Below are 23,653 nucleotides of genomic sequence, written 5' to 3'. Positions count from 1 at the left end.
ATTTTGTGCACGCCCGGGTATCGCTGACAGACGGGTCTCCATTGACGAAAATCAAGTGCAACATCGCTGCATGAACAATGTTTTAGACAACCTTTATATACACCAGTTAACACGTCCCTTCGCTCGATGCGTTGCGTGATCAGTCTGCCACCGACCAGTAATCAAACAGTTAGCAGAACAATACTTACAACGTAGGAACCGAATTATGGAAGCCAAAAAAAAAGTCCCACTCATCCTGATTTCGGGAATGCTTTGCGATAACTTTGTATGGCACCGAATAGTAGACGGCCTCAGTAAGTACGCCTTGTGCGTTACTGCGGATATCGAGACCACTGATTCGGTGTCAAGTATGGCCGAGCGCATCCTCGCAAGTGCCCCCCGTGAATTCGCCATCGCAGGTCACTCACTTGGTGGCCGGGTTGTCTTTGAGGTGGTTCGCCAAGCGCCGCATCGCGTCCGACTCTTGGGTCTCTTTGGTACCGCCTACAAAGGACGGCCAACCGGGCCTGCTGGAGACGCGGAGATCATCGCTCGCCAAGCGATGATTGAAGATGCAGAAGCAAACGGTATGGAAATGTTAGCCCAAAAATGGGTTCAGCGCATGGTACATCCAGACCAACTCGACAATCGTCCGCTGGTGGAAGAATTAATAGCAATGGCCGTCCGTCAAGGATGCAACGGCCTGAAAGCTCATGTCCGGATGGGCTTATCTAGACCGGATGCATCCGATCTTCTTTCGAAAATTAACGTGCCAACCCTGATTCTGAGCGCACGCCAAGATGTTGCAATGCCGGTCGGCCCGCACCAGGAGATGCATGAATCGATAGCAGGAAGCGTTTTACAAATTATCGAAAACAGTGGGCACATGTTGATGCTAGAGCAACCAGAAGTTGTAGTCACTGCATTGATGAAATGGCTTAAACAATATACCGAAACGCCCCCGCACATCAGCCCCATCTAGATCCGAGCATGTAACAAATTAAGGAGTTAGCGATGCCACATATTATTATTGAAACGACACCCTCAATAACACAGATCATTTCCCCCGCCGATTTGGTTAAGCGCGTGCATGCATCCGCCATCAGCATTGACTGGTTCCCGACCATAGGTGTACGCACGAGACTATACCTCGCCGACCACTTTGAAATTGCTGATGGAGACCCTAGAAACATCATGGTCCACGTCAATATCAGAATTGGTAACGGTTTTACCGAAGAAGCAAAACGCTCGGCTGTGGCGCGTATTGATGGCGAACTTGCCTCCTGCTTTGCTCAACACATTAAAACCACCCCAATTTCACTATCTGTGGAGATAAGTGAATTAGACTCCAAGACGCGCACTAATCACAGTAATTTGAGAGATCTGGCTGCCGTCGCGTCACAACATGCCGTCTGAGGTAAAAAATGAGCCTCTACCAAGTCCAAAAGCTGATGTTCGATCTAAACAGGGACCGTACGCTCCGAGCCCGTTTTATAGAAAGCAAGATGGACATTACACTTCAGTACAAACTGACCTTAGAGGAACGAGAAGCTCTTCTTACACCAGATATCGGAAAACTTTATATCATGGGTGTCAGCAAAGCTTTGTTACTTTATTACACCGCCATTCTCGGCTTGCCAAGGGCCAAGTTTGTGGAGGGTGTGACTGAAGGAGTCACACGTTATGGACCCATTCGGGTCAACAACGCTTTAGAGCTGAAGGAGTAATTATGCCGATGGTTTTTGCTGGTGCCTGCAGTCATAGCCCATCTATCACCGCTCAAGCTGAGCATGTGTCACTTGAAACACGCTCAAATCTTGCTCAAGCCTTCGAAGGTCTTCGTAAAGCCATGCTGCAGACACGACCGGACGCGATAGTGATAATAGCAGCAGAACACTTTGCCAATTTTTTCATGAACAATATGCCTGCATTCGCCATAGGAACAGCTGCGGATTACAACGGCCCAGTGGAAGATGAGGGTTGGCTCAAGATCAAACCTACTACTGTACCGGGACATAAAAGCCTTGCAGAACTCCTAGTTCCAGAACTGCTGCAAGATGTAGATATAGCGTATTGCGAAGAGTGGCAATTGGATCACGGAATAATGGTACCTCTTCACTTTCTGACACCCAGCTATGACATACCCATCATTCCAGTCAATATAAATTGCCAGCATCCACCATTTACGCCTCTACATCGTTGCTGGGCGCTGGGTGAGTCTTTGAGGCGCGCGTTGGACAAGGTTCCCGAACGAGTAGCAGTGCTCGCAACTGGAGGCATATCTCATTGGCCCGCATCACCTGAAACGGGACGCATCAATGTCGAGTGGGACAAAGAATTTCTAGGACACTGGTCCAGGAACGATAGAAAATCCCTAACACGGTATACAGACAATGAAATATTGCGAGATGCAGGACATGGAGGTATCGAAATTCGAACTTTCATCACTCTCGCCGCAGCCACGAAAGGAGGCCTTGGCAAAGTCCATTATTATGATCCGGTGCCTATGTTCGCGATCGCTGCAACTGTGGCGACGATGGATATCCATTAAAGCAATACTGTAGTGGTCTCGAAATGAGTGTTTTTCCGGTACGTCGGCTGGATAGATTGGGTGATAAACCGGGATATGGAAACAAGCCGTCGTTTGCCTGCGGTCACGGTTCGCCTTGACTGGAACTGGTTATGCATCCCCCATCTCATTTCTGATCCGGTAGAAGAGCTGTCCGCATGCCCACATCTCACCCATCGCTTACCCTAACCCTGCTTCAAGCGCGCGAAGCAGCTATGTCATTCTTCCGGCCTTCACTGAATCAGCACGGGCTGACTGAGCAGCAGTGGCGGATTATTCGTATTCTGCAGCAGTCCCATGAGATGGAAATCCATCAATTAGCTCGCCAGGCTTGCATTCTCAAACCGAGCATGAGCGGGGTACTTTCGCGCATGGAGCGGGATGGTATGGTGCGTCGATGGAAGGTGCCGCAGGATCAGCGTCGTGTCTATGTGAGTTTGACGGATCAAGGTCAGCAGAGCTACGTCTCTATGAACCAGGATGTAGAGCGCAACTACAATCTAATTCTCGAGCAGTTTGGCGAGAAAAAACTGCAGATGTTGCTGAGCTTGCTCAACGAATTCAGACAGCTCAAGCCTTGAGCGACAACAACTTGAGCGTAGGCACACCAAGAATCGTTGGATAGCATGAGCGTGTCCGGCAGGCGGGCTCCAACATGAGCTTCGAGAGTCCCTAACTGATTAAATACCTCAGCTTCATGCCCCTATAGTCAGGCGATATGATAGGCACCGGCACATAGCAAGATCTGGCCGACTTGGAGCCAGACGATGAAGCTTGCAATTCATATACAGGCTGTAATTAGCCTCATGAAGGCGTTACTCGCTCCGCATCCGACCACCGTCACGTTGTCGATAAACCTGACGACAGACGCCGGACGTCTCTTTCGCGCATTCTATTAGCAGAACTGCCCCATTTCCGCTAAGGCAACAATCGGCTAGGACGGAAAATTAAAATGGGCTCAGAAAAACCCCATTCAATTTAAAAACTGCACCTTCTGCCACTGGTAATAGATACGTGTGCACCACCACTGGACACTAAGAATGATGAAGGACCCAAACATCGTTGCAACGCCGGAACATTTTAACTTTAGTGCTTCGAAATCCCCTTACGCAACTATCGAAGTAGAAAATTGGCACAGCCATTTCTCGGTAACTAAAAGGATTACGCCATGACCACAATCTCTTTGCTGCCTGAAGTCCAGGCATTTCTTGCGCGCCAACATGGCCACTACATTGATGGACGCGTGATCGAGGGGCAAGGTTCTCGAATCGCCATTATCAACCCTGCCAGCGGACAGCAGATTGCGAGTATTGCCGATGCGACCAACGAAGATGTAGACGCCGCAGTTGCATCTAGTCGGGCTGCTTTCCGCGGAGCCTGGGCCCGCACGACACCTGCGGAACGCGGAAACATCCTGCTGCGCCTTGCAGAACTGTTTCAAAAACACCGCGAGGAACTATCCCAGATCGAGACCTTGCAGTCAGGCAAAACCATCCAGCTTTCGCGAGGCTTCGAGGTAGACCAAGCTATCGTTTTCTTACGGTTCTATGCAGGCGCCGCGACGCGCATCAATGGTGAGACCATCAGCCCCTCGCTGCCTTCGCTCAACGGTGAGTGCTACAGCGCATTCACTCGGCGCGAACCCGTTGGAGTGGTAGCGGGTATTGTGCCGTGGAACTTTTCCATCGTAATCGCTGTGTGGAAATTTGCGTCGGCCCTCGTAACCGGTTGCACCAGCATCATCAAGCCCAGCGAATTTACACCACTAACAATGCTACGAGTCGCCGAGCTCGCGACTGAGGCCGGCGCACCCGCTGGGGCGCTTAATGTGCTAAACGGCACTGGCAGTGCCGGCCGTCTGTTGATCGCACACCCAGATACTTCCAAGGTAAGTTTCACCGGATCGATCCCTACGGGTCTGGCAGTAGCCCATAGTGCAATCGAATCCAAACTCACCCGTAGCACACTGGAGCTAGGAGGCAAGAACTCTGTCGGTTTTCTCAAGGACGTGAGTGTAGACAAGACAGTATCCGGCATTCTTGAGGCAGGTTTCATACACCAAGGCCAGATCTGCGCGGCCGGGGAGCGCTTTTTCCTGCACCGTTCGCGTATCGATGAGGTTCTGGAGAAGGTGGCCAGCGCGCTGGCCGAATTAAAAATCGGCGACCCGCTCGACGAGACCACGCAGTTCGGGCCGCTCTCTAACAAGGTACATTTCGACAAGATCAATGGATTCTTCAAACAAGCACGTAGCGAAGGCAACGCAATCATCTACGGCGGCGAAGCGATTGATCGTCCCGGCTACTTCGTCAAGCCAACCGTCATCCGGGTGGACACAGCAAGGGCCAGTTTGCTCAACGAGGAAACCTTCGGACCAATTGGTACTTTCCTGGCCTATGACGACGAGGAGGAGCTTCTTAACCTTTTCAATGATACGCCCTATGGACTCTCGGCCAGCTTGTGGACCAATGACCTGGGTATAACGCTGAACTATGTGCCACGCATTGAAGCCGGAATCGTATGGGTGAACATGCACACTTTCCTTGACCCCGCCGTCCCATTCGGCGGGATCAAATCGTCAGGCATCGGTCGTGAGTTTGGCTCGGCCTTTATCAATGATTACACTGAACTGAAATCCATTATCATTAGACATTAATACATACAGACCGGAGAGCTACGTCGTCGAGCAATAGATCTGGGTCTAACTGCAAACAAACGGCCATCATGTTGCGAAATACTTAGTGGTTTACCTACGACATGCAGGTGGGCAATCCCAGTTCAGCCCACTTTTTGACCTATTGGGAGACCTCAACTCCGAGGTTGAAGCGATTCAGGAGTATCTGCTCAACAATCTGGAGTTGAACCATAGCCTGACTTCATTGGCAGCTCGGGTACACATGAGCCCACGCAATCTGTCGAGACTGTTCACCAAAGAGGCGGGGATGCCGCCGATGACATTTCTCACAGATGCGCGTATTGATGCGGCTCGCCGTTATCTTGAAACGACAGAACAATCAATTAAAGAAATCTCCCACCGTTGCGGCTTCGAGAATCCCAATGGCTTGCGCCGAGTTTTTATCAAGCGGCTGGCTATCAGCCCCGGTGAATACCGCTCTCGATTTCGGTCGGAAACCGTCAGTCCTATCCCAGAAGATGAGAAGCAGCCCGCCGGCTAGTAGGGGCTAGGTTCGAAATCCATCCACCAGCTGCTTGAGTCGCTTGGCTTGTCTTTCAAGATCGTCACAAGCTTGCAGGATAGCCTGAAGGTTTTCCACCCCTTCCTGGTTGAGGGTTTTGATTTCGGTGATATCCACGTTCAATGAATCAATAACCGAAGTCTGCTCTTCAGTGGCAGTCGCCACCGACTGATTGATACCGTCAATTTCACCAATGCGCTGAGTGACACTGCCTAGTCGCTCACCGGCCTGGTTGGCGATAATCACGCCGTCCTTACTGTAGCGCTCACTTTCGTTCATGGTGAGTACCGCCTCGCGCGCGCCCAACTGCAGTTCGTCAATCATCGCATGGATTTCCTGAGCTGACCTTTGGGTGCGGTAAGCCAGGCTGCGAACTTCATCTGCCACCACCGCAAAACCACGACCGGCCTCCCCCGCCCGTGCAGCTTCGATGGCGGCATTGAGTGCCAGCAGATTGGTCTGTTCAGAAATGCCCTTGATCACTTCAAGAATCCGACCGATATTCTCCGTCTTGCCATTCAGTGCCTCTATGTTGTTGCATGACATGCGGATCTTTTTTGATAGCTCGTCCATCGCGTTTATTGTTTGCGTCACTACCTGGCGGCCACCTTCCGCCTGAAGTCGGGCATCTGACGCCTGCTGGGAAGCATCACCTGCGTTACGCGCAATTTCCTGAGCCGCCGCTCCCAGCTCATTAATCGCTGCTGCGATACTGTTGGTGCGAATGACCTGCTCGTCCGAGTTTGCCATAGAAGAGCTGGAGGTCTGCACCACGCGCCTAGCCACTTCATTGACATGCTCGGTAGCAGAGGAAACCTCACGTATTGAACGCTGGATACGCTCCACGAAAAGGTTAAAGTCGCCGGCGAGCTCTCCGAACTCATCCTTTGAATGCACACTCAAGCGGCGGGTAAGGTCGCCCTCACCCTGAGCGATATCACGCATGGCTTTACCCATCAGCCTCAGAGGCTGCATCAATACGCGAATCAGTATGCCCAGCAGAAGCAGCGTGATCACCACGGCAATAACCATCGCCAAAATGGCAGATGCACGAAAATCACCAAGTGCCTCGTAAGCTTTGCTTTTGTCGATAGACAAACCGACATACCAGTTCACCGAAGGCAGTCCTTTGATCGGCGAGAACATCAGAATTTGAGGTTTTCCTTCCTCCTCAGTCTCACTGATATGGGTGCTGAGTGACGGTGTTTTTTGCGGGTAAATATCGCTCAATTGCTTCATCACCCGATCTTTGTCTGGATGAACCAGCACCCTGCCCTCAGCGTTAACCAAAAAGGCGTAGCCGATGCCTCCCAGATCAAGCGAGCTGACGATTTTCGCCAGCGTCTCTAATGTAAGATCCCCGCCCACCACGCCAAGCGATTGGCCGTCGTGACTGATCGGAGTTGCAATGGTCATCATCAACTGCCCCGTCGTCACATCCAGGTACGGCTCGGTCAGCGTGGTTCCTCCAGCAGTCATGGCGTCCGTATACCAAGGCCGGGTGCGAGGATCGTAATCAGCGGGCAAATCGTCCTTCGGCCGGATGACGAAACTACCGTCACGACTGCCTAGATAAGTGAAGGTAAACGTCGACAGCAACGACCTCTGCTCCAGCAACCGCGTGATGTTTTGCGGAGCTGGATCATTGGCAACCGTCTGGGCAACGTGATCAACCAGAAGTATCCGTCCGAAGAGCCAGGACTGAACGCTTGCAGCCGTGATCTTGCTCATTTCCTCAAGGTGGTTTTCAAGGTTCGTGCGGATGGTTTTGCGCTGAATCAAGTCGTTGTAAAGCGTAAATAGCGAAAACGCTGCGACAACAACGAATGATGCCGCAAGCAATACCTTATGACTGAACTTCAGGTTCGCAATCATCATGGTTTATCCATAAGCTTGGGGTGTTGTAGTTGTTATTCGATACCAAGGTGCGTCGATAAAGGCTTGATAACGGCCAACTGCGGATAGGCCGACAGTTTCTCGATGTGCAGTTCAGTGCTTTCCAGCCAGCATTCAGTGACTGATCGGTAATGCTCCATATCCCGGCAACGCATTCGCAGGCAGTAATCCAGCGCACCACTCACCAAGAGATACTCAATGACTTGCGGGCAAGTACTGACAACGGCTTCAAATACCTTTTGCGTGTTGCACCCGCGGCCCTCAGCCAGCGTCACCAGAACCACCAGAAACAAACCGGGTGATAGTTTGCGCTCGTCAATGAACGCACCGTAACCACGGATGACTCCCAGCCTTTCCAGCTTGCGAACGCGTTGCTGACAAGGGCTCTCGCTCAAGTGCACCAGTGAGGCGAGTTTTTTGTAGGTGATGCGCCCGTTGCAGCGCAGGACGTTGACGATGGCCTCGTCGATACGTCCCAAAAACTCAGAGGCCGTGTGGTTTTTCCTTTCGGTCGTCATAGCCAACGCGTTTTCACTTCAGTCCGTTGGAAAGAAACTGCTGCAAGCGCTCGCTTCGTGGGTTATCCAGAATCTCAGGCCCGCCCTGCTCTTCAACCAGTCCTTGATGAAGAAACAGCACTTGGTTCGATACCTTGCGTGCAAACCCCATTTCATGGGTCACCATGATCATGGTGCGCCCCTCTTCAGCGAGCCCCTGTATGACTTTCAACACCTCGCCCACTACCTCTGGGTCAAGTGCGGAGGTGGGCTCATCGAACAGCATGACCTCAGGCTCCATTGCCAGCGCACGGGCAATTGCCACCCGCTGCTGTTGCCCGCCGGAAAGAAATGCAGGGAACTGATCGGCAACACGGGCAGGCAAGCCAACTTTATCCAAGTACCGCCGGGCACGATCTTCTGCATCTTTTTTGCTGACGGCCAGCACTCGTCTTGGGGCGATGGTGATGTTATCCAGCACCGTCATATGCCCCCACAGGTTGAAATGCTGGAAGACCATGGCCAAGCGGGTACGCAGTCGTTGCAGTTCGCGATCATCCGCTACGCGCAATCCCGCATGATTCTTAACCATGCGGATCAGTTTGCCATCCAGGCTCATGGCACCGTCATTAGGTGTTTCCAGGAAATTGATACAACGCAAGAAAGTGCTCTTTCCCGAGCCACTGGCGCCGATAAGACTGATGACATCGCCCGTTTTGGCTTGCAGGGAAACGCCCTTGAGCACTTCATGGGTACCGTAACTTTTGCGTAGCCCGTCAACCGTCAATTTGTACATGTTCGCAATCATCCTCTAAGCGGATTGGGAGCAGCCCTGCCAGATACAGGACTCAGTGGGTCGGCCCTAAAAATGCCAGCCAATGACGTTCGGCAATTCGGAACAAACCGACCAGCGCAAAGGTCACCGCCAGATAAATCAGTGCCGCAATCCCAAACGATTGAAAGGTTAAGAAGGTCGCAGAGTTAGCGTCACGGGCGACTTTGAGAATGTCCGGTACCGTGGCGGTGAATGCCACCGTGGTCGAGTGCAGCATCAAGATCACTTCGTTGCTGTAATACGGCAGCGAGCGACGCAAGGCTGACGGCATAATCACAAACGCGTAGAGCTTCCATCCAGAGAGGCCATACGCCTTTGCAGCCTCGACCTCGCCATGGGCGATGTTGCGAATGGCCCCGGCAAATATCTCGGTCGTGTAGGCGCAGGTGTTCAGCGCGAAGGCAAGAATGGTGCAGTTCATTGCGTCGCGAAAGAATGCATCCAGCACAGGTTGAGCACGTATTGCGGCCAGGCTATAGATTCCGGTGTAGCAAATCAGCAGTTGGATGTAGAGCGGTGTCCCCCTGAACAGGTAGGTATAAAACTGCACCGGCCAGCGCACGTAAAACCTCGGCGAGACCCGTGCAATGGACAATGGGATTGACACGATAAAGCCGATGAAAAGCGATGCACTGAGCAGCCACAATGTCATGGCCAGACCAGTGATTTGCTGGCCATCGCTGTAGACAAATGACCGCCAGTACTCCTGCAGTAGTTCGATCATCGCACTGCCTCCCGTGAACCTGCGGCGTAATGCTTTTCGAGGCAGCGCAGGACGAAATTGGAGACGCTGGTGATGATCAGGTAGGTCAGCGCAGCCAGCACCAGGAAAAAGAACAATTGATAGGTACTTTTCCCCGCGTCCTGGGCAGCCTTTACCAAGTCGGCCAGGCCGATGATTGACACCAATGCGGTGGCTTTGAGAATCACCATCCAGTTATTGCCCAGCCCCGGGAGGGCAAACCGCATCATTTGCGGGAACACAACAAAACGAAAACGCTGAGTGCGACTTAACCCATAGGCGGTAGCAGCTTCGACCTGGCCACGAGGTACTGCCAGCATGGCCCCGCGGAAAGTTTCAGTGAAATAGGCACCGTAGATAAACCCAAGGGTGATGATCCCAGCGACGAAGGGATTGATTTCGATGTACTCCCAGCCCAACGCTACCGTGACGACCGTCAACCAGGTTTGCAGGCTGTAGAAAATCAACAGCATCAGTACCAGGTCGGGCACCCCACGAATCAGCGTGGTGTAAAGCTGCGCCGGCACACGCAGCAGCTTAAGGCTGGAAAGCTTGGCGCTGGCCCCTGTCAGCCCGAGCAATACGCTAAGCATCAGGGAGCACAAGGAAAGCTTGACGGTCATCCAAGCGCCTTCGAGCAGCAGGGGGCCAAAACCTTGCAGGCTGAATGCAGAGAGCCCTAATGCGCCTAATAGTGTTTCGAACATGATCAACAACCTATAGCGATAAACGCCCACCCAGCGGATGAGCGTCAGGTGGTTATTTGCCGCTGTAAAGATTCAGATCGCCAAAGTGCTGCTTCTGGGTCGAATCATAGGTGCCATCATCGTGCAGAGCCTGGATCGCTTTATCCAACAAGACCTTAAGCTCTGTATTGCCCTTGGCGATGCCGATGGCTGTTTTGGAGGGAAGATAGGGGCTCTCTACAGGCGGACTCATTTCATAATCAGCGCCCTGGGAGGAATTGATAAAACCCATTTGCGCTTGAAGCGTGTCCTGCAGGGATGCATCCAACCGCCCCGCTACCAAGTCGTAATACACTTGATCCTGGTTCTGATAGGACTGAATTTTTACACCGGCTTTGTCCAGCACGGCCTTGGCGTAGGCTTCCTGGATGCTGCCCTGGAAGTAGCCAACGGTTTTGCCTTTGAGTGATGCCACATCTGCGCTCAGGCCCGAACCTTTCTTGAACACATAGGACGTGAACCCGGAAAACAGTTCGTTTGAAAAGTCGATGGCTTTTTCGCGGGTGGCCGTCACAGTCATGGATGACAGAATGCCGTCGAACTTGCCGGCTCTGAGCCCCGGAATCAGACCATCAAAATCGCTTTCTACCCATATGCATTTGACCGAAAGTTTGGCGCAAATCGCGTTGCCCAAATCAATGTCGAATCCCTTGAGGCTACCATCGGCTGCCTTAGACTCAAACGGCACGTAGTTGGCATCAACGCCGAAACGCAAGGTAGAGTATTCTTTGGCCGACACTGCATTTGTGCACAACGCCAAGCACGCAATCAAGTACAGCTTTTTTAGCGAAATCATAAGTACATCCCTAGATATTGTAATTGGATTAAGGGCAGTAAACATCTGACAGCGTTAAAACGTGACGCTTGTTATTATTTACCAAGGTCAGCGCCTTGAATTGAACGTTACCTGAGTGCAGCGACTTTACGAATATGGCAAATTGAACGTTATCACGAGCAAAATGCTCGCCTTTCAAGCAGATACTAGTTTCATCATTAGTAAACCGCTGACAATCAAAACAGCAGCCACGATCCGCAACAGCGTAGCGGGCTCCCCCATGAAGAAAATACCTGCTGCAAACGCGCCTACCGCACCAATGCCGGTCCAGATGGTATAAGCCGTGCCCAGCGGAAGGCTCCTCATCGAGAACGACAACAACGCAAAACTGGCAATCACCGTGATAAATGTAACAACCGTCGGTACTAATCGTGTAAACCCTTCAGATTGTTTCATCGAAAAAGCCCAGACGACCTCAAGTATTCCTGCAACGATCAAACTTATCCAAGCCACGAGGTACTCCTGTAATACGAACGAGTGAACGATTAGCAGTTGGCAGACTATTTGTGAACACTTGTAAAAAGACCCACGCGAGGACGGGGGGAAAAACGGGTTGACCAAACCCTGATACATGACACCTTTATTTAAATCACTTGAATGTCGCGTCCAGCGCGAACGTAATATCCTTGATCAAGTCCTCTGGATCCTCCAGCCCAACGGAAAAACGCAGATGCCCGTACTGACGAAACTCTTCAGGATACTTGTCAAAGCCGCCCCGCCCTTCTGCCCCCACATGCACAATCAGTGACTCGTCATGTCCTAATGAAACAGCCGATGTGATGATGCGCAGATTCGAAACAAAACGGTTCTGGGTATCAGGATCACCCTCTACTGCAAAGGCCATCACCGCCCCGTATCCCTTGCCCGCAAATTGCCGACGCGCCAACTCGTGCTGCGGGTGGGAAGGCAAACCTGGGTAGTAGACGTAGGCAATCCGATTATCGCCTTCCAGAAACCGAGCCAACTTTTCGGCTGAGCTCAATAATTGCTTCAAGCGCAGTGGCAACGTGACTGAACCACGCATGATCATCCACGCATTGAACGGAGAAATGGTCGCACCGAGGTCAACCAATGCATCATTCTTGATCTTGTTGATCAGCTGATTGGAGCCGATCACCACCCCGCCCATGGCATCACCATGACCATTGATGTACTTGGTCAGTGAGTGAATGACGAAATCGACACCGTGCTCACTGGCACGGAAAAATGGAGGAGGAGTGAATGTCGCGTCCACAGAGATAAGCGCGCCATGCGCATGGGCAATCTCAGCCAGTGCGGCAATGTCCGCGACTTTGGTGGTGGGGTTAGCGATCGTTTCGGTATGGATCAGCTTGGTAGTGGGCCGAATGGCATTCCGCACCGACTCCAGGTCACCGACGTCTACGAACGTTGCTTCAATACCGTAACGTTCAGGCAGGAGTTCTGCGAAAAGCCGCCATACCGCCTGATAGGTGATGTCGCTGACAATGACGTGGTCACCACTTTTCAAGAACGAAAAAAACACCGAGTGCAAAGCAGCAACACCCGTTGCGAATACCACCGCGTCTTCACATCCCTCAAGGGCCGCGAGTTTCTTCTCCAGACAGACTTGGTTGTGACCTTGATTTCGCGTGTACACAAGGCCGTCCGGGCTGGACCAGTCCATGGTCGCCGGATCTTCTGGTAGGAGATAGGAGTTAGCCATAACCAATGGCGTACGGACGGCGCCACTGGTGACATCCGCGACATTCCCGCCGTGAACAGCCAGCGTCGCTGCAGATAATGTCGAAAGATTGTGCTTATCGGGGCGCATGTCGAGTCCTCGTTATTGTTGTAGGTTTCATTCTTGAGTCGAGTCAGCTGCTTAGCTTCCACTCGCACCGTTAATGCAAATGACCTTGGGCTGCGTCATATCTTCGTAAGCGAAACGTACGCCCTCACGGCCCATGCTCCCGTACTTGAAACCGCCGAAGGGCATCGCATCAAAGCGATAATCGGAAGAGTCGTTGATCATCACCCCGCCCGCCTCCAGCCGCTTAGCAGCTTCCATTGCGACATTCAGGTTGCTGGTGAAAATGCCGGCATGCAGGCTGTATTCAGGCTCATTAGCCAGGGTCAATGCTTCATCCAGAGATGCGACGCTCTGTAGGATGACCACCGGACTGAACACTTCTTCGCACCACAACTTGCAATGGCGGTCGACACCTTCCAGCACGGTTGGTGAATAGAGCGATCCGTTGCGTGTATTGCCAAACAACAAGGTGGCGCCTTTGGCGATGGCGTCATTGACGACCTCTTCGGCACGCTTGGCTGACGCCTCGGTAATCATCGGCCCCACGTCCGTCTGCTCATCAGTAGGGTTGCCCACGATCAACCGCCGGGTCTGTTCGACAAAGCGCGTCTTAAAGACTTCGTAGAGTGGGGCCTCGATGAGGATCCGCTGAGTACCGATGCAGTTTTGTCCGGCCGCCCAGAAAGCTCCCGACACGCATGAATCGACTGTTTCATCCAAATCGCAATCAGCCATCACGATGACCGGTGCATTACCGCCAAGGTCCATTGCCAGTTTCTTGAGGCCGGCTGTGCGAGCGATCTGCTCACCGGTGACAAAGCCGCCAGTGAACGACACCATGCGCACAGCACGGTGGGCCACAAGAGCCTTGCCCAGCGCGGCGCCGCCTGTGGCAACGGTGACGACAACCGGAGGCAGGCCCGCGTCGACCAAGCACTCCACCAGCTTGATCGCGGATAGCGGTGTGAGCTCAGACGGTTTGAGAACAACCGCATTTCCCCCGGCAATAGCAGGTCCCAGTTTATGGGCAACCAGATTAAGCGGGTCGTTGTAGGGTGTGATGGCGACGATTACGCCTAACGGCTCACGCGTGAACCACCCCTGACGAAATTCAGAGCCGACATAAGCATCGAAAGGGATGACTTCACCGGCATTACGCTTGGCTTCTTCGGCAGACAACTTCAAGGTGTTGACGCAGCGCAGCACCTCCTTTCGCGCCTGCTTCAAGGTTTTGCCAGACTCGGCAACGATCAGCCTGGCAAAGGCATCCTTATCACGATCAACCGAGTGTGCAGCTGTCTCCAGGATGCGTGCGCGCTCATACCTTGCGAGATCCTTGGCAATCGAGGCACCCAGGATGGCGGTGTCGACGATCGTCGTAGCTGATGACGCAGGTATGTCTGCCACCTCACCTACCTTGCTACCGTCAAACGGGCTGAGCACCGTAATGGCCTTATAATCAGCAGCGAGCGAGAGACTCAAGCTATTCATGATTACTTACCTAACGTGGTTTTGCGGTTGTGAATGCTCACAATATCGGCGAGCAATGCGAAGGCGGTTTCAAAACGACCTGCGCCCGCCCCCACTACAGTGACCGGACCGAGAATGGCGGTGTTGAACGTGATTGCATTGGTAGCTCCGCTCACGGCTGAGAGCGCGTCGCTCGACAGCAATAGCTGTGGGCTGACCGAGGCCGAAATAGAGCCATCGCCTAGTTTTTCTGCACTGCCAATCAGCTTCCAACGGGCATTGGCTTTCGTCGCCTCGGCAATATCCTTGGCCGTAATGCCAGAGATCCCTTTACACAAGACATCGCTTGGTTTGAGTTTTGCACCCAGCAGTTCATTAGCGAGGATGACGACCTTCAAGCGCACGTCGTGTCCTTCCACATCCGCTGTTGGATCGGCTTCGGCATAACCCAACTCCTGGGCTTTTGCGATAGCACTTGAGAAGTCCAGCCCTGTCTCCATGCTGGAAAGAACAAAGTTCGACGTTCCGTTGAGAATTCCCTTGAAACCGGTGATTTCCGAGCCTGCCAATGACTCCTTGGCCAAACGGATAACCGGGGTTCCGCTCATGACAGAACCTTCGAACTCAAACTGAGCACCGGTGCTTTCAGCAAGCGCCTTCAAGCTTTCCGCATGTAGCGCCACAGGTCCTTTGTTGGTAGTCACGACGCTGACGCCCTTCTCAAGAGCCCAGCGGCAGAACGTAGTGGCTGGCTCACCGTCCACAGGGTTGGTAAAAGTTGCTTCAGCAACGATATCTGCACCAGCAAATCGGATGACGGATTCATTCGCAGGTTCTGCGCTGCCGCCACGCAAAGCTTTGAGGCTGCCTCTGACAGCAGGCACCGCAGCCAGCTCACAAGCGTCCAGACCGTCTTTGTTTATGACTGAGCCCAGGAATAGATCACTGACGCCAACGATCTTCAATTCGAAACCCAGCTCATCTGCCCAGCGCGAATTCTTATCAGCGATAAGTTGAGCAAGCGCGCGGTTGACGCCACCGAAGCCAAGCAGAGCGATTTTATATTCAGTCACGGCACAGATCTCATTGTTATGTTTTGGTGCTGAAATAGTAAATCGTCAACGCACTTTCACGAATATGGCAAACAGAACGTTATTGCGAGCAAAATGCTCGTTCGGTAGCTCACTTTGCTCTATCCACACTATTTGGTGCAGGATAAAACAAAGGACGTCATCGTATTTAAAACTCCAGGCAGTGCTGAGATTTCACTCCAGACCCTATGGATACGATCTGAGTTCATAGCTTCGACTGTCAATACAATATCCAGATCGCCGCTCATCACATTGCATGTGATAACTTCAGGCATCGCCACAACAGAACGGACAACTTCGGCATCATGCATTCTATCTTTACGATAAACGAAAATTAATGCGTTAATGGGCCCCGCATCGGCGGCAGGCATCCCCTTAATAATTGTATAACCTCTGACATACCCATCACGCTCCAATCTTTCAATACGCAGCCTGACCGCATTTCTAGACAGATTAACTTTCATTGCAATATCATTATGAGCAAGCCGCGCGTTACGCGTGAGCTCTTCCAAAATTTTCTCATCAACTTTATCTAAAACACGTTTCATCGCTGACTCCGGATTTATAACAAGCGAGACTCCGTGTCTATGGACAAACTCTCAATAACCTGCACCAATGCGCCAATATCATTGGGAATTGAAATACAGCGGTCATCAGATAAACATTGGAGCCCTGCACCGCTAATCGACGGATGCGTCGTCCCCAGGCAAATCATGGGGATCAGCAAGCTGCGCCTGCTGACACGTGCCGCTCGCAACCCGATGGCAGTAGTCGCACTGACCCGGTAGCCGCTCTGAACGAATACCTCATGGATACAGTTGAATGCTTGCGCGTCATTCACGGCAAGGGAATCGAATAGCTTGCGCGCCTGCAGCCATTCGTTTTGCTCTAGTTGGATCCGCCCATCCTCCTCCAACAGCTCCATATTCCTGGCGACCTTGGTCCCACATCCATTGAGCACACTCCACTGCAGCCGCTCAAAATTCGAGGCCACGGACACATTCATGCATGGCGTTTGGGTGGCGCGGATTTCACCGCTGCAGTACAGGTTGTTCTGCAGAAAGTCATGCAGGCCCGCATTGGCGTTCGTCGCTACGATCAATTGCCTGATAGGCAAGCCCATCTCCCTGGCCACATACCCGGCATAGAGTGCACCGAAATTGCCCGTGGGTACGCTGAAAGCGACCTCCCTCTTTGGAGCCCCCAGTTGAAGCGCCGAATAGAAAAAGAACGACAGGTGCGCCAGTACCCGCACCCAATTCACCGAATTGAAAGAAATGAGCGGTTTGCTCGTCCGGTGCCCCCCCTTGAGAAACCGTTCGCATAACCGATGACAATCGGCGTAATCCCCATCGACTTCGATGTTTATAACGTTGGCCTGCCCCGTGCTCAACAAACGACGCCGATGCGCTTGCGTCATGCCCCGGGAGGGATGCAGCACAATCACTGTCACGCCTCGCATGCCATTGAAAGCCTTAATGGCTGCTGCCCCAGTGTCGCCGCCGGTGCAACCCACAATCAGGGCTTCCGCCCCTTCCTTCGACAAAGCGTAATCGACCAGGCGGGACATCAACTGAAGACCGAAATCCTGATAGACACCGGCAGGCCCGTGAAACAACTCCAATACCCACTCATTGGTGGCTGTTTGGTAAAGCGGCGCGACCGCCCTGCTCTTGAAACCGCAAAATGTCTGCTCGACTATCCGGGCTAAGTGATCCCGAGGCATCCAGTCTCCCAGGAAGGGCCCGATCACGTGACAAGCGAGCTCGTGGAAAGGCAGCCATTCCAGTCTGGAGAGCTCCTGGGCCGTAAAATGGGGCACCTTGGCAGGAACGAACAATCCGCCGTCCGGTGCGTATGCCCCCATGAGGACGTTGCTGAACGAGAATGTTTTGCCGGGTGTCCGCGTACTGACGTATTTCATAACCTGAGACACCCTCTAGCAATCCTGAGCCAGCCGCCTCTCTGGCGGAGCCCTCTGAAATCCAACATCATGCTTTACGCTTGTCATCCAGACTCTACCTATTGACTATAAAAGTCAATATAGTGACCATTGCATTTGTCCACTGCCTTGATTCCAGCTATACGCAACGAAGCCTTGGCACCACCTCGCCAAACAGCGCAGGGCACCTGTCGATTTAGAAGACCGGGAGAACACCATGTGTGCCAAGAACCTTTTGCACTCGCTTTACCAGTACAAGGCATGGGCTGAGGAAGAGCTGTTCCGGTGCTTGAAAGCGCCCATTGCAAAGTCCTTCCCTGCGGAAATGGAAAAGGCCTGTTATTGGCTCAGCCACATCAACATTGTTGACCAACTGTTCATCGCCAGACTGAAAGGAGAGCCAGACGAATTTGACTTCGTCGTGACTGACCAACCGCAGGATCTGATTCACCTTGAAGAGCAGTTTTCCAAGACGAATCAATGGTTTGTCGAATACACAGAAGCCGTCACGCCAGCGGATTTGGCTGATCACGTGACATTTACTTTCAAGGACGGAAAACCAGGCAACATGACGAAGGAGCAAATCCTGGCGCATGTGCTTTCCCATGGTCTGCAACATCGGGGGAGTGTCGCAACGATCTTGTCAGGCGAGATCCTGCAGGGGCACAAGGACCATTTCACGACGTTTTTGAAACTGAAACTGTAGGCATAATTCCTTCTGCCGCACCCAGCCTGAAAGGTGCAGCAGAATACTGCTCGCGCTGCTCAGCTGAGCTCAGCTCTAGCTCCTCGATCACAGCGGCAATTTGCTTACGCCCTTCGCCATTTATCGTGCTGAGCTGCAGGGGCAGGCTTGGTGCTGGGTAAACCCACAAAGCTCTGCGGCAGTCGCCACGACACGAAAGCTACCGCAAAATTGCCTGAATAAAGCCCAGAGTGGCTTTAAGCGCTCAGAAAGGCGTGTAGGCTCGTGGGCATCACCTGACAATGCCGCTCGCGAATACGCCCGTGCAGCTCGTCAGTAAACTCAAAATGAGTGGTGCCGGGATTGTCATAGACTCATAGTGGAACGGAAACGTTAGCCGAGACCGCTTCATACAACGAAAATACATCTTCCGCACATAGCCTCTGATAGGAAACCGGTGGTAGCAACAGAGCTTTGGCTCCCACCTTTTGCGCGTCCTCGGCGAGCAATAGCACGTCACGCGTGCGTAGCGATCCAATGCTGACCATAACAGGCACATCACCCGCAGCCTCTACCGCCAACTGCGCAACGCGAGTGCGCTCAGCCCGAGAAAGATACGCATAGCTTCCAGTAGAACCGAGTGCACCGATGGAGTCGACATTGGCGGCTGCCAGTTGCTCAACAAGACGAGTAAAGGCGTTTTCATCCACACCCTGCTCATTCATAGGCGTCAAGGGAAATGCGCCAAGGCCGGTAAATATCATTCATGACTCCAGGGTGTCGTCTTTGGATCAATTAGATCCAGGACCAATCAGTGCGCTTTCAATTTGAACACCTGGCATCATCAGTTGCAGGCCTTCGATAAGCTTGTCGCCTGCTTCTGTCAGCGCTTCAAGAGGCATCGCTGGCAAACTTTCCAGAATGAACCACATGTGTTTTGCATCAGCACCCAGTCGGGTTCTGACACCTTGCCGCCAATTCCAACGGCGACATGTCACGCCTTTATCGTCCCGCCATACCACTTCGCCGGCGTCTGGATACTCGTGAGCTGGAACGCCTTCTTTCATGGTGTCAAAAGGCTCGGTACCGTCTGCGACGACGAGCCGCGGCGTGCCCACATAGGCGTCTATATTTTCCCCGCCTACAGGGATCGCATACTCAATACTGATGGCATTGTAGAGGTCAACGATGGGATCCAGGCTCGGTACGCTGCCGTCTCGTAGAACACGCTTGCGCAATGCCTCAGCTGAGCAAGGCGTGCGTTGTGGCTTGGCCCCAAACTTTCGGAAGGTCTCTGCCCATGCTGCCAGATGCGCGTCTCCCCATGTGGGTCCGCTTGACAACGCTGCCTGGCAAGCGCGGTCCAGGGCTGCTTGAGCGACACCAAGGTTGGTGAGGGGGGCGGCCTTCACAACGATACTCAGCGCCCGGAAGCCCGGTGCCAAATCTGCAACAGATTGGTCAATTAACGGCAATACGGACAGCATCAAAAATCTCCAGTGATCTACATGTCGTTTCATGCTAGTCATCGGCGCTCAAAAAAGTCAATATATCGACCCTGCCAGTCAGATCCAGCTATCGAGCTATCGAGCAGATTGACGACACCAGCAGCAAGCGTCGAGAATCCTTTCAACTTTCTCTCATGACCATCAATAATGACCCTAAACAACAGTATATCGACCATGCCCGGCGCCGATGCTCAGACTGTGAGCCTAGCCGTTGCGCGTACACTCAAACAGGCACGAAAGAATCAAAAAATCACGTTGGATGAGCTATCTCGTCGCTCAGGGGTGAGTAAAGGCATGGTCGTCGAAATTGAGAAATGTACGGCTAACCCGAGCATTGGCATCCTGTGCAAAATCGCTGCAGCGTTGGGGCTTTCTGTTGCAGACATCGTCAATGTCACAGACGCCCCTGCCGCCCACATTATCGACAGTCAGGAGATCCCTACGCTCTGGACCGGCGATCTGGGTGGGACCGCTCGGCTGCTTGCAGGAACGACTGGACCCAATATGATTGAACTATGGCGCTGGGAAATGTTTCCGGGTGAGTCCTTCTCATCCCAAGGACATCCTCAGGGCACGCTTGAATTGTTTCATGTGGAGAAAGGGACGCTGAAATGTGTGGTCGGGGAAACAGAATTAGTCATCCCGGCAGGCTGCTCTGCTGTGGCAAAAACAGATGTTGCGCACTCCTACGCCAATGCGGGTAGGTCCAAGCTGATCTTCACCATGTCGGTCACTGAAATACACCAGTAAACGAGCTCAAACTCGTCAGCACTGGTGAGTATTCTATTGATGGGCGCTCTGGCAAAGTGCGAGGAAAGCTCGCACCTCAGCCTCCATGGAGGCTCGCCCGGCTCAACAAGGCCAGGTGCATAACGTTTCCAGCTCGCGGCTAGGCGCACTGTAAAGTTCACGGAAATGCCCTAGCGATAGAATCTCCAGCAACAGTTCCTGCATTAGCAGAACGCCACCTGGGCGATGTCAATGCAACAGGATAGATCGAGGCGCAAGCCCTTGCGTCTGATCTGCGGGACCGACGCAGGTTGACGAGATTGGCATCGGCGACAGCGCCGTATCCATCAGCCACATACCGTCCCGTCATGGACTATTAGAAGCATCCGGCTAACGTAGCCACACCGACCAACGCAAACTCTCGCTGATATTCCTGAGCTTCAGAATCAGCCCGCAGCTCAAAAACCTACAGGTTAATGGCACACCCTCTGTCATCGGAGCTGATGACAGAGGGTTACATCATTCGACCTGTACGCTGTTCCTGGCCAGCCTACAAAATAAAATAAACCATTGCAGGAATAGCTGACATGAGCCACGGTTTCCCAAAGAACTCGCCTGTCTTCTCCGGAGTCATGAGCCCTTCGCGTGTTGAGGCCGACATCCTCGATCTAGAGATAGAAGGCGAATTACCTCCGCAGTTGAACGGTGCCCTGTACCGTGCTGGGCCAGACAATCGATTTCCACCGATGCTTGGCGATGACACAATCGTGCATGGTGACGGAATGATCACCATGCTACGTATCCAAAACGGGCGTGCCAGTTTCCGCAGCCGATACGTACGCACTGACCGCTTCCTAGCTGAGGAAAAAGCCGGTCGATCATTGTTCGGCGCCTATCGTAACCCTTACACCGATGACCCCAGCGTTGCGGGTGTGGATCGCGGCACAGCCAATACCAATGTCGTGTTCCACGCTAACCGTCTATTGGCACTCAAGGAAGACGCGCTTCCAATTGAAATTGATCCACTGACGCTAAAGACCATCGGAAAGTGGAATGCCGAAGGTACAATTACCAGCCCAGTGGTCACCGCTCACCCACATCCCGACGCACGAACGGGCGAGTTGCTGATGTTCGGGTATCAAGCCAAGGGAATAGGAAGCAACGACGTGGTTTTCCTGCCAGTGAATGCCGATGGCCAAGTACCACGGGAAACCTGGTTCAAAGCCCCCTACCCTTGTCTGATGCATGATTGGTTTGCAACCGAGCATTATGCACTCTTCCCGGTTTCGCCCGCCGTGACATTTCCGGAAAGGGTAAAAAAGGGTGCACCGTATTATATGTGGGACAGCACCAAACCTAGCTACATAGGCGTATTACCGCGCGACGGAAGCGGCGAAGCGCGTTGGTTCAAAGGGCCTGCGCGCTTTGCGATGCATTTCGTCAATGCCTGGGAGGAAAACGGGCGAATCATATTGCAAGCAGCCATGGCCTCCCCGGAATCGCCACCGATGTTCCCTCCAGCCGATGCTGCAGAGCCGCCCAAAGAGTGGAAAAACGGCACCATTAAGATCGTCAACTGGTCGATGGACATGAGCGATACTGACGACCGGATCGAGGAAACGAATCTGATCGATGACGATCTGTTCATTGAATTTCCGCGCATTGACGCTCGTTTCGAAACGGTTCGGCACCGCTATGTTTGGTGGCTGCGCAAGGATTTCCGTCGCCCTTCGGTTCCACACCTGTTGTCGGTTGTGAGCTTCAATGGCATCGAACGACGCGATGAACTGACGGGCGAGTTGGATACCTATTGGACGGACGATCGCTGGGCATTGGGTGAGCCGCTGTTCGTACCGCGCCAGCCGGGGTGCGCCGAGGGGGATGGTTTTATCATCGCCCCAGTTTTCCGGATCGAGGGACAAGGTAATGCCTACATGGTATTCGAAGCGATGAACATCGCTCAGGGACCAATTGCGACGGTTCACGTACCGTTCCACTTCCGGCCCGCATTTCACGGAAACTGGGTGACGTCCGAAGAAATCGACGTTGCAGTTGCCAAGCGCACGGCACACGCTTGACCAATTTTTAGCCATGGCCGCTGGGGCGCGACTCCCTCTCTCATGACCACCTCGATACCCGGGGTGGTCATTTTGTCAGTGACACTAGCTTAGAAATCCAGTCATTACAGCCCAAGATAAGGCTAGACTCAGCAAGAAAGCCAAATAAGTATAATTAAATGGCGCCGGGAGACGATGATGGTATGGGTCACAGTTCCTGACATAGCCAGTGTGGAGATGGGATGGCTTGCGCATCTCATCGACAGCATCGGCACACCGAACATGGATTTTGCGATGTTGAGCGCAGTGAATGTGCTTGTTCCGGTGGAAGAAATTTCCGGCTACTTAGTCGATACATCGCTCAATCCGTTTGGCTCTTATGGCCGAAGGGCGGATAGCTTACAGCGCGCCAAAAGCTATGCTCTGCATCACCATAAACAAGATCCGCTGATTCAGGAGCTACGCACCCAACACTCACCCGGATTGATGCTCGTCAGGGTTGATCAGGCCTCACGAATCCAAGACACCTGGCTGCGTTGGCACCATTTTGATGAGCCCGGATTTCGTTCACGAGTGTCATTCGTGCGCACCAACCCGAATGGGTGGTCGATGATCAATTTCTTTCTTACCTGTGAGACGCCTGACGATCGCACGCTCTCCGAGCTGATGCGATTCTCCGTCGCAGCTTTTCCTGTTGCACGACGCCACTTTCAGCTACCTGATTGGGAACTACAAAATCCAGGACTGAACTCTGCCGCACGCTTGGAGACAAAACTGGCCGAACATTTCCCAACCCTGACGCCCCGCGAGCGCAGCGTGTGTGCATTCACAATGCTCGGAAGGAATTCGCGGGAGATCGCCATGCACTTCAACATCACTCCAGCAACCGTTCTGACCTATCGTCGGCGCGCCTACGAGCGGCTCGGCATCAATAGCGCTGCGCAACTGCTTGGTCATCTCATCTAGTGACAATGGATACCCTCCACACAGCCGACTTTGCGGGCTTGACAGGTAGGATCTAGGTGATCGACGCATTGCGCAGTCGAACTACTCAACTCAAATAGTCAGGCAATATATACACAGCGCTCGCTGAATGATCCATGC

The 23,653-nt window shown here is 52.9% G+C and carries 25 protein-coding genes; 11 read left to right on the top strand and 14 right to left on the bottom strand.

Going from position 1 to position 23,653, the window contains the following annotated elements:
- Positions 1-205 precede the first annotated feature (205 nt).
- From B9N88_RS03290 to B9N88_RS33140, 7 genes are all read left to right on the top strand, one after another.
- Complete coding sequence (locus B9N88_RS03290) at positions 206-961, top strand: alpha/beta fold hydrolase (protein ID WP_051429277.1); 756 nt, start codon at positions 206-208, stop codon at positions 959-961.
- 32 nt (positions 962-993) lie between these two features.
- A complete protein-coding gene (locus B9N88_RS03285; RefSeq protein ID WP_027603285.1) occupies positions 994-1,395 on the top strand; it encodes a 5-carboxymethyl-2-hydroxymuconate Delta-isomerase in 402 nt (133 codons plus the stop codon).
- An 8-nt stretch (positions 1,396-1,403) separates the two neighbouring features.
- A complete protein-coding gene (locus B9N88_RS03280; RefSeq protein WP_027603284.1) occupies positions 1,404-1,706 on the top strand; it encodes a hypothetical protein in 303 nt (100 codons plus the stop codon).
- Between the two features lie 2 nt (positions 1,707-1,708).
- The gene (locus tag B9N88_RS03275; RefSeq protein ID WP_081744350.1) at positions 1,709-2,530 is read left to right on the top strand and encodes a DODA-type extradiol aromatic ring-opening family dioxygenase; all 822 of its coding nucleotides are present in this window, start codon (positions 1,709-1,711) and stop codon (positions 2,528-2,530) included.
- 176 nt (positions 2,531-2,706) lie between these two features.
- A complete protein-coding gene (hpaR, locus tag B9N88_RS03270) occupies positions 2,707-3,129 on the top strand; it encodes a homoprotocatechuate degradation operon regulator HpaR (protein ID WP_027603283.1) in 423 nt (140 codons plus the stop codon).
- A 587-nt stretch (positions 3,130-3,716) separates the two neighbouring features.
- The gene (locus B9N88_RS03265; RefSeq protein ID WP_027603282.1) at positions 3,717-5,204 is read left to right on the top strand and encodes an aldehyde dehydrogenase family protein; all 1,488 of its coding nucleotides are present in this window, start codon (positions 3,717-3,719) and stop codon (positions 5,202-5,204) included.
- Positions 5,205-5,289: 85 nt separating this feature from the next.
- Entirely contained in the window at positions 5,290-5,724 is a 435-nt protein-coding gene (locus B9N88_RS33140; RefSeq protein WP_371263342.1) for a GlxA family transcriptional regulator, read from the top strand.
- 6 nt (positions 5,725-5,730) lie between these two features.
- Here the strand turns inward: B9N88_RS33140 and B9N88_RS03255 are convergent, their stop codons facing one another.
- From B9N88_RS03255 to B9N88_RS03200, 12 genes are all read right to left on the bottom strand, one after another.
- On the bottom strand, positions 5,731-7,620 hold the full coding sequence (locus B9N88_RS03255; RefSeq protein WP_027603281.1) for a methyl-accepting chemotaxis protein: 1,890 nt from the start codon (positions 7,618-7,620) through the stop codon (positions 5,731-5,733).
- Positions 7,621-7,655: 35 nt separating this feature from the next.
- The gene (locus tag B9N88_RS03250) at positions 7,656-8,159 is read right to left on the bottom strand and encodes an Lrp/AsnC family transcriptional regulator (protein WP_027603280.1); all 504 of its coding nucleotides are present in this window, start codon (positions 8,157-8,159) and stop codon (positions 7,656-7,658) included.
- Positions 8,160-8,172: 13 nt separating this feature from the next.
- On the bottom strand, positions 8,173-8,934 hold the full coding sequence (locus B9N88_RS03245) for an ABC transporter ATP-binding protein (RefSeq protein ID WP_027603279.1): 762 nt from the start codon (positions 8,932-8,934) through the stop codon (positions 8,173-8,175).
- Positions 8,935-8,986: 52 nt separating this feature from the next.
- Entirely contained in the window at positions 8,987-9,697 is a 711-nt protein-coding gene (locus B9N88_RS03240; RefSeq protein ID WP_007896174.1) for an ABC transporter permease, read from the bottom strand.
- Entirely contained in the window at positions 9,694-10,422 is a 729-nt protein-coding gene (locus B9N88_RS03235) for an ABC transporter permease (protein ID WP_027603278.1), read from the bottom strand. Before B9N88_RS03235 ends, B9N88_RS03240 begins: the two co-directional genes overlap by 4 nt.
- Before the next feature lie 52 nt (positions 10,423-10,474).
- The gene (locus B9N88_RS03230) at positions 10,475-11,257 is read right to left on the bottom strand and encodes a transporter substrate-binding domain-containing protein (RefSeq protein ID WP_027603277.1); all 783 of its coding nucleotides are present in this window, start codon (positions 11,255-11,257) and stop codon (positions 10,475-10,477) included.
- Between the two features lie 174 nt (positions 11,258-11,431).
- Positions 11,432-11,749 carry a DMT family transporter gene (locus tag B9N88_RS03225; RefSeq protein ID WP_027603276.1) on the bottom strand — a complete coding sequence of 106 codons (318 nt, stop codon included), beginning with the start codon at positions 11,747-11,749 and terminating at the stop codon, positions 11,432-11,434.
- A 136-nt stretch (positions 11,750-11,885) separates the two neighbouring features.
- Positions 11,886-13,088, bottom strand: a complete 1,203-nt coding sequence (locus tag B9N88_RS03220) for a trans-sulfuration enzyme family protein (protein WP_027603275.1) — start codon at positions 13,086-13,088, stop codon at positions 11,886-11,888.
- Positions 13,089-13,139: 51 nt separating this feature from the next.
- Positions 13,140-14,558: an aldehyde dehydrogenase family protein gene (locus B9N88_RS03215; RefSeq protein ID WP_027603274.1), complete on the bottom strand. Its 1,419-nt coding sequence runs from the start codon at positions 14,556-14,558 to the stop codon at positions 13,140-13,142.
- Between the two features lie 2 nt (positions 14,559-14,560).
- Positions 14,561-15,610 carry a homoserine dehydrogenase gene (locus B9N88_RS03210; RefSeq protein ID WP_027603273.1) on the bottom strand — a complete coding sequence of 350 codons (1,050 nt, stop codon included), beginning with the start codon at positions 15,608-15,610 and terminating at the stop codon, positions 14,561-14,563.
- Between the two features lie 128 nt (positions 15,611-15,738).
- Entirely contained in the window at positions 15,739-16,176 is a 438-nt protein-coding gene (locus tag B9N88_RS03205; RefSeq protein WP_027603272.1) for an Lrp/AsnC family transcriptional regulator, read from the bottom strand.
- A gap of 14 nt (positions 16,177-16,190) precedes the next feature.
- Positions 16,191-17,552 (bottom strand): pyridoxal-phosphate dependent enzyme, encoded by a 1,362-nt coding sequence (locus B9N88_RS03200; RefSeq protein ID WP_027603271.1) that lies wholly within the window; start codon positions 17,550-17,552, stop codon positions 16,191-16,193.
- 235 nt (positions 17,553-17,787) lie between these two features.
- Here B9N88_RS03200 and B9N88_RS03195 point away from each other — a divergent pair, with 235 nt between their 5' ends.
- Positions 17,788-18,276 (top strand): DinB family protein, encoded by a 489-nt coding sequence (locus tag B9N88_RS03195; protein WP_027603270.1) that lies wholly within the window; start codon positions 17,788-17,790, stop codon positions 18,274-18,276.
- A 353-nt stretch (positions 18,277-18,629) separates the two neighbouring features.
- Here B9N88_RS03195 and B9N88_RS32820 read toward each other — a convergent pair whose 3' ends face one another.
- Together B9N88_RS32820 and B9N88_RS03185 are read right to left on the bottom strand one after the other, a co-directional pair.
- Complete coding sequence (locus tag B9N88_RS32820) at positions 18,630-19,019, bottom strand: dihydrodipicolinate synthase family protein (RefSeq protein ID WP_256221042.1); 390 nt, start codon at positions 19,017-19,019, stop codon at positions 18,630-18,632.
- A gap of 27 nt (positions 19,020-19,046) precedes the next feature.
- Positions 19,047-19,742, bottom strand: coding sequence for a B3/B4 domain-containing protein (locus B9N88_RS03185; RefSeq protein ID WP_027603269.1), 696 nt, complete (start codon positions 19,740-19,742; stop codon positions 19,047-19,049).
- A 168-nt stretch (positions 19,743-19,910) separates the two neighbouring features.
- Between B9N88_RS03185 and B9N88_RS03180 the strand changes: the two genes are divergently transcribed.
- From B9N88_RS03180 to B9N88_RS03170, 3 genes are all read left to right on the top strand, one after another.
- The gene (locus B9N88_RS03180) at positions 19,911-20,513 is read left to right on the top strand and encodes a helix-turn-helix domain-containing protein (RefSeq protein ID WP_027603268.1); all 603 of its coding nucleotides are present in this window, start codon (positions 19,911-19,913) and stop codon (positions 20,511-20,513) included.
- A 566-nt stretch (positions 20,514-21,079) separates the two neighbouring features.
- A complete protein-coding gene (locus B9N88_RS03175) occupies positions 21,080-22,570 on the top strand; it encodes a carotenoid oxygenase family protein (RefSeq protein WP_027603267.1) in 1,491 nt (496 codons plus the stop codon).
- A 177-nt stretch (positions 22,571-22,747) separates the two neighbouring features.
- Entirely contained in the window at positions 22,748-23,515 is a 768-nt protein-coding gene (locus B9N88_RS03170; protein WP_027603266.1) for a helix-turn-helix transcriptional regulator, read from the top strand.
- The last annotated feature ends 138 nt before the right edge of the window (positions 23,516-23,653 follow it).

Source organism: Pseudomonas sp. LAMO17WK12:I1, from assembly GCF_900177315.1.
Classification (GTDB): Bacteria; Pseudomonadota; Gammaproteobacteria; order Pseudomonadales; family Pseudomonadaceae; genus Aquipseudomonas; species Aquipseudomonas marginalis.
Note: the sequence above shows the minus strand (reverse complement) of the source record. Positions and strands in the feature narration are given on the sequence as shown.

Bases quoted from the DNA above. Each gene is read 5' to 3' on its own strand.
- B9N88_RS03290 (WP_051429277.1), top strand. From the start codon at position 206: ATGGAAGCCAAAAAAAAAGTCCCACTCATCCTGATTTCGGGAATGCTT.
- B9N88_RS03285 (WP_027603285.1), top strand. From the start codon at position 994: ATGCCACATATTATTATTGAAACGACACCCTCAATAACACAGATCATT.
- B9N88_RS03280 (WP_027603284.1), top strand. From the start codon at position 1,404: ATGAGCCTCTACCAAGTCCAAAAGCTGATGTTCGATCTAAACAGGGAC.
- B9N88_RS03275 (WP_081744350.1), top strand. From the start codon at position 1,709: ATGCCGATGGTTTTTGCTGGTGCCTGCAGTCATAGCCCATCTATCACC.
- hpaR (WP_027603283.1), top strand. From the start codon at position 2,707: ATGCCCACATCTCACCCATCGCTTACCCTAACCCTGCTTCAAGCGCGC.
- B9N88_RS03265 (WP_027603282.1), top strand. From the start codon at position 3,717: ATGACCACAATCTCTTTGCTGCCTGAAGTCCAGGCATTTCTTGCGCGC.
- B9N88_RS03255 (WP_027603281.1), bottom strand. From the start codon at position 7,620: ATGATTGCGAACCTGAAGTTCAGTCATAAGGTATTGCTTGCGGCATCA.
- B9N88_RS03250 (WP_027603280.1), bottom strand. From the start codon at position 8,159: ATGACGACCGAAAGGAAAAACCACACGGCCTCTGAGTTTTTGGGACGT.
- B9N88_RS03245 (WP_027603279.1), bottom strand. From the start codon at position 8,934: ATGTACAAATTGACGGTTGACGGGCTACGCAAAAGTTACGGTACCCAT.
- B9N88_RS03240 (WP_007896174.1), bottom strand. From the start codon at position 9,697: ATGATCGAACTACTGCAGGAGTACTGGCGGTCATTTGTCTACAGCGAT.
- B9N88_RS03235 (WP_027603278.1), bottom strand. From the start codon at position 10,422: ATGTTCGAAACACTATTAGGCGCATTAGGGCTCTCTGCATTCAGCCTG.
- B9N88_RS03230 (WP_027603277.1), bottom strand. From the start codon at position 11,257: ATGATTTCGCTAAAAAAGCTGTACTTGATTGCGTGCTTGGCGTTGTGC.
- B9N88_RS03220 (WP_027603275.1), bottom strand. From the start codon at position 13,088: ATGCGCCCCGATAAGCACAATCTTTCGACATTATCTGCAGCGACGCTG.
- B9N88_RS03215 (WP_027603274.1), bottom strand. From the start codon at position 14,558: ATGAATAGCTTGAGTCTCTCGCTCGCTGCTGATTATAAGGCCATTACG.
- B9N88_RS03205 (WP_027603272.1), bottom strand. From the start codon at position 16,176: ATGAAACGTGTTTTAGATAAAGTTGATGAGAAAATTTTGGAAGAGCTC.
- B9N88_RS03200 (WP_027603271.1), bottom strand. From the start codon at position 17,552: ATGAAATACGTCAGTACGCGGACACCCGGCAAAACATTCTCGTTCAGC.
- B9N88_RS03195 (WP_027603270.1), top strand. From the start codon at position 17,788: ATGTGTGCCAAGAACCTTTTGCACTCGCTTTACCAGTACAAGGCATGG.
- B9N88_RS32820 (WP_256221042.1), bottom strand. From the start codon at position 19,019: ATGATATTTACCGGCCTTGGCGCATTTCCCTTGACGCCTATGAATGAG.
- B9N88_RS03185 (WP_027603269.1), bottom strand. From the start codon at position 19,742: ATGCTGTCCGTATTGCCGTTAATTGACCAATCTGTTGCAGATTTGGCA.
- B9N88_RS03180 (WP_027603268.1), top strand. From the start codon at position 19,911: ATGACCCTAAACAACAGTATATCGACCATGCCCGGCGCCGATGCTCAG.
- B9N88_RS03175 (WP_027603267.1), top strand. From the start codon at position 21,080: ATGAGCCACGGTTTCCCAAAGAACTCGCCTGTCTTCTCCGGAGTCATG.
- B9N88_RS03170 (WP_027603266.1), top strand. From the start codon at position 22,748: ATGGTATGGGTCACAGTTCCTGACATAGCCAGTGTGGAGATGGGATGG.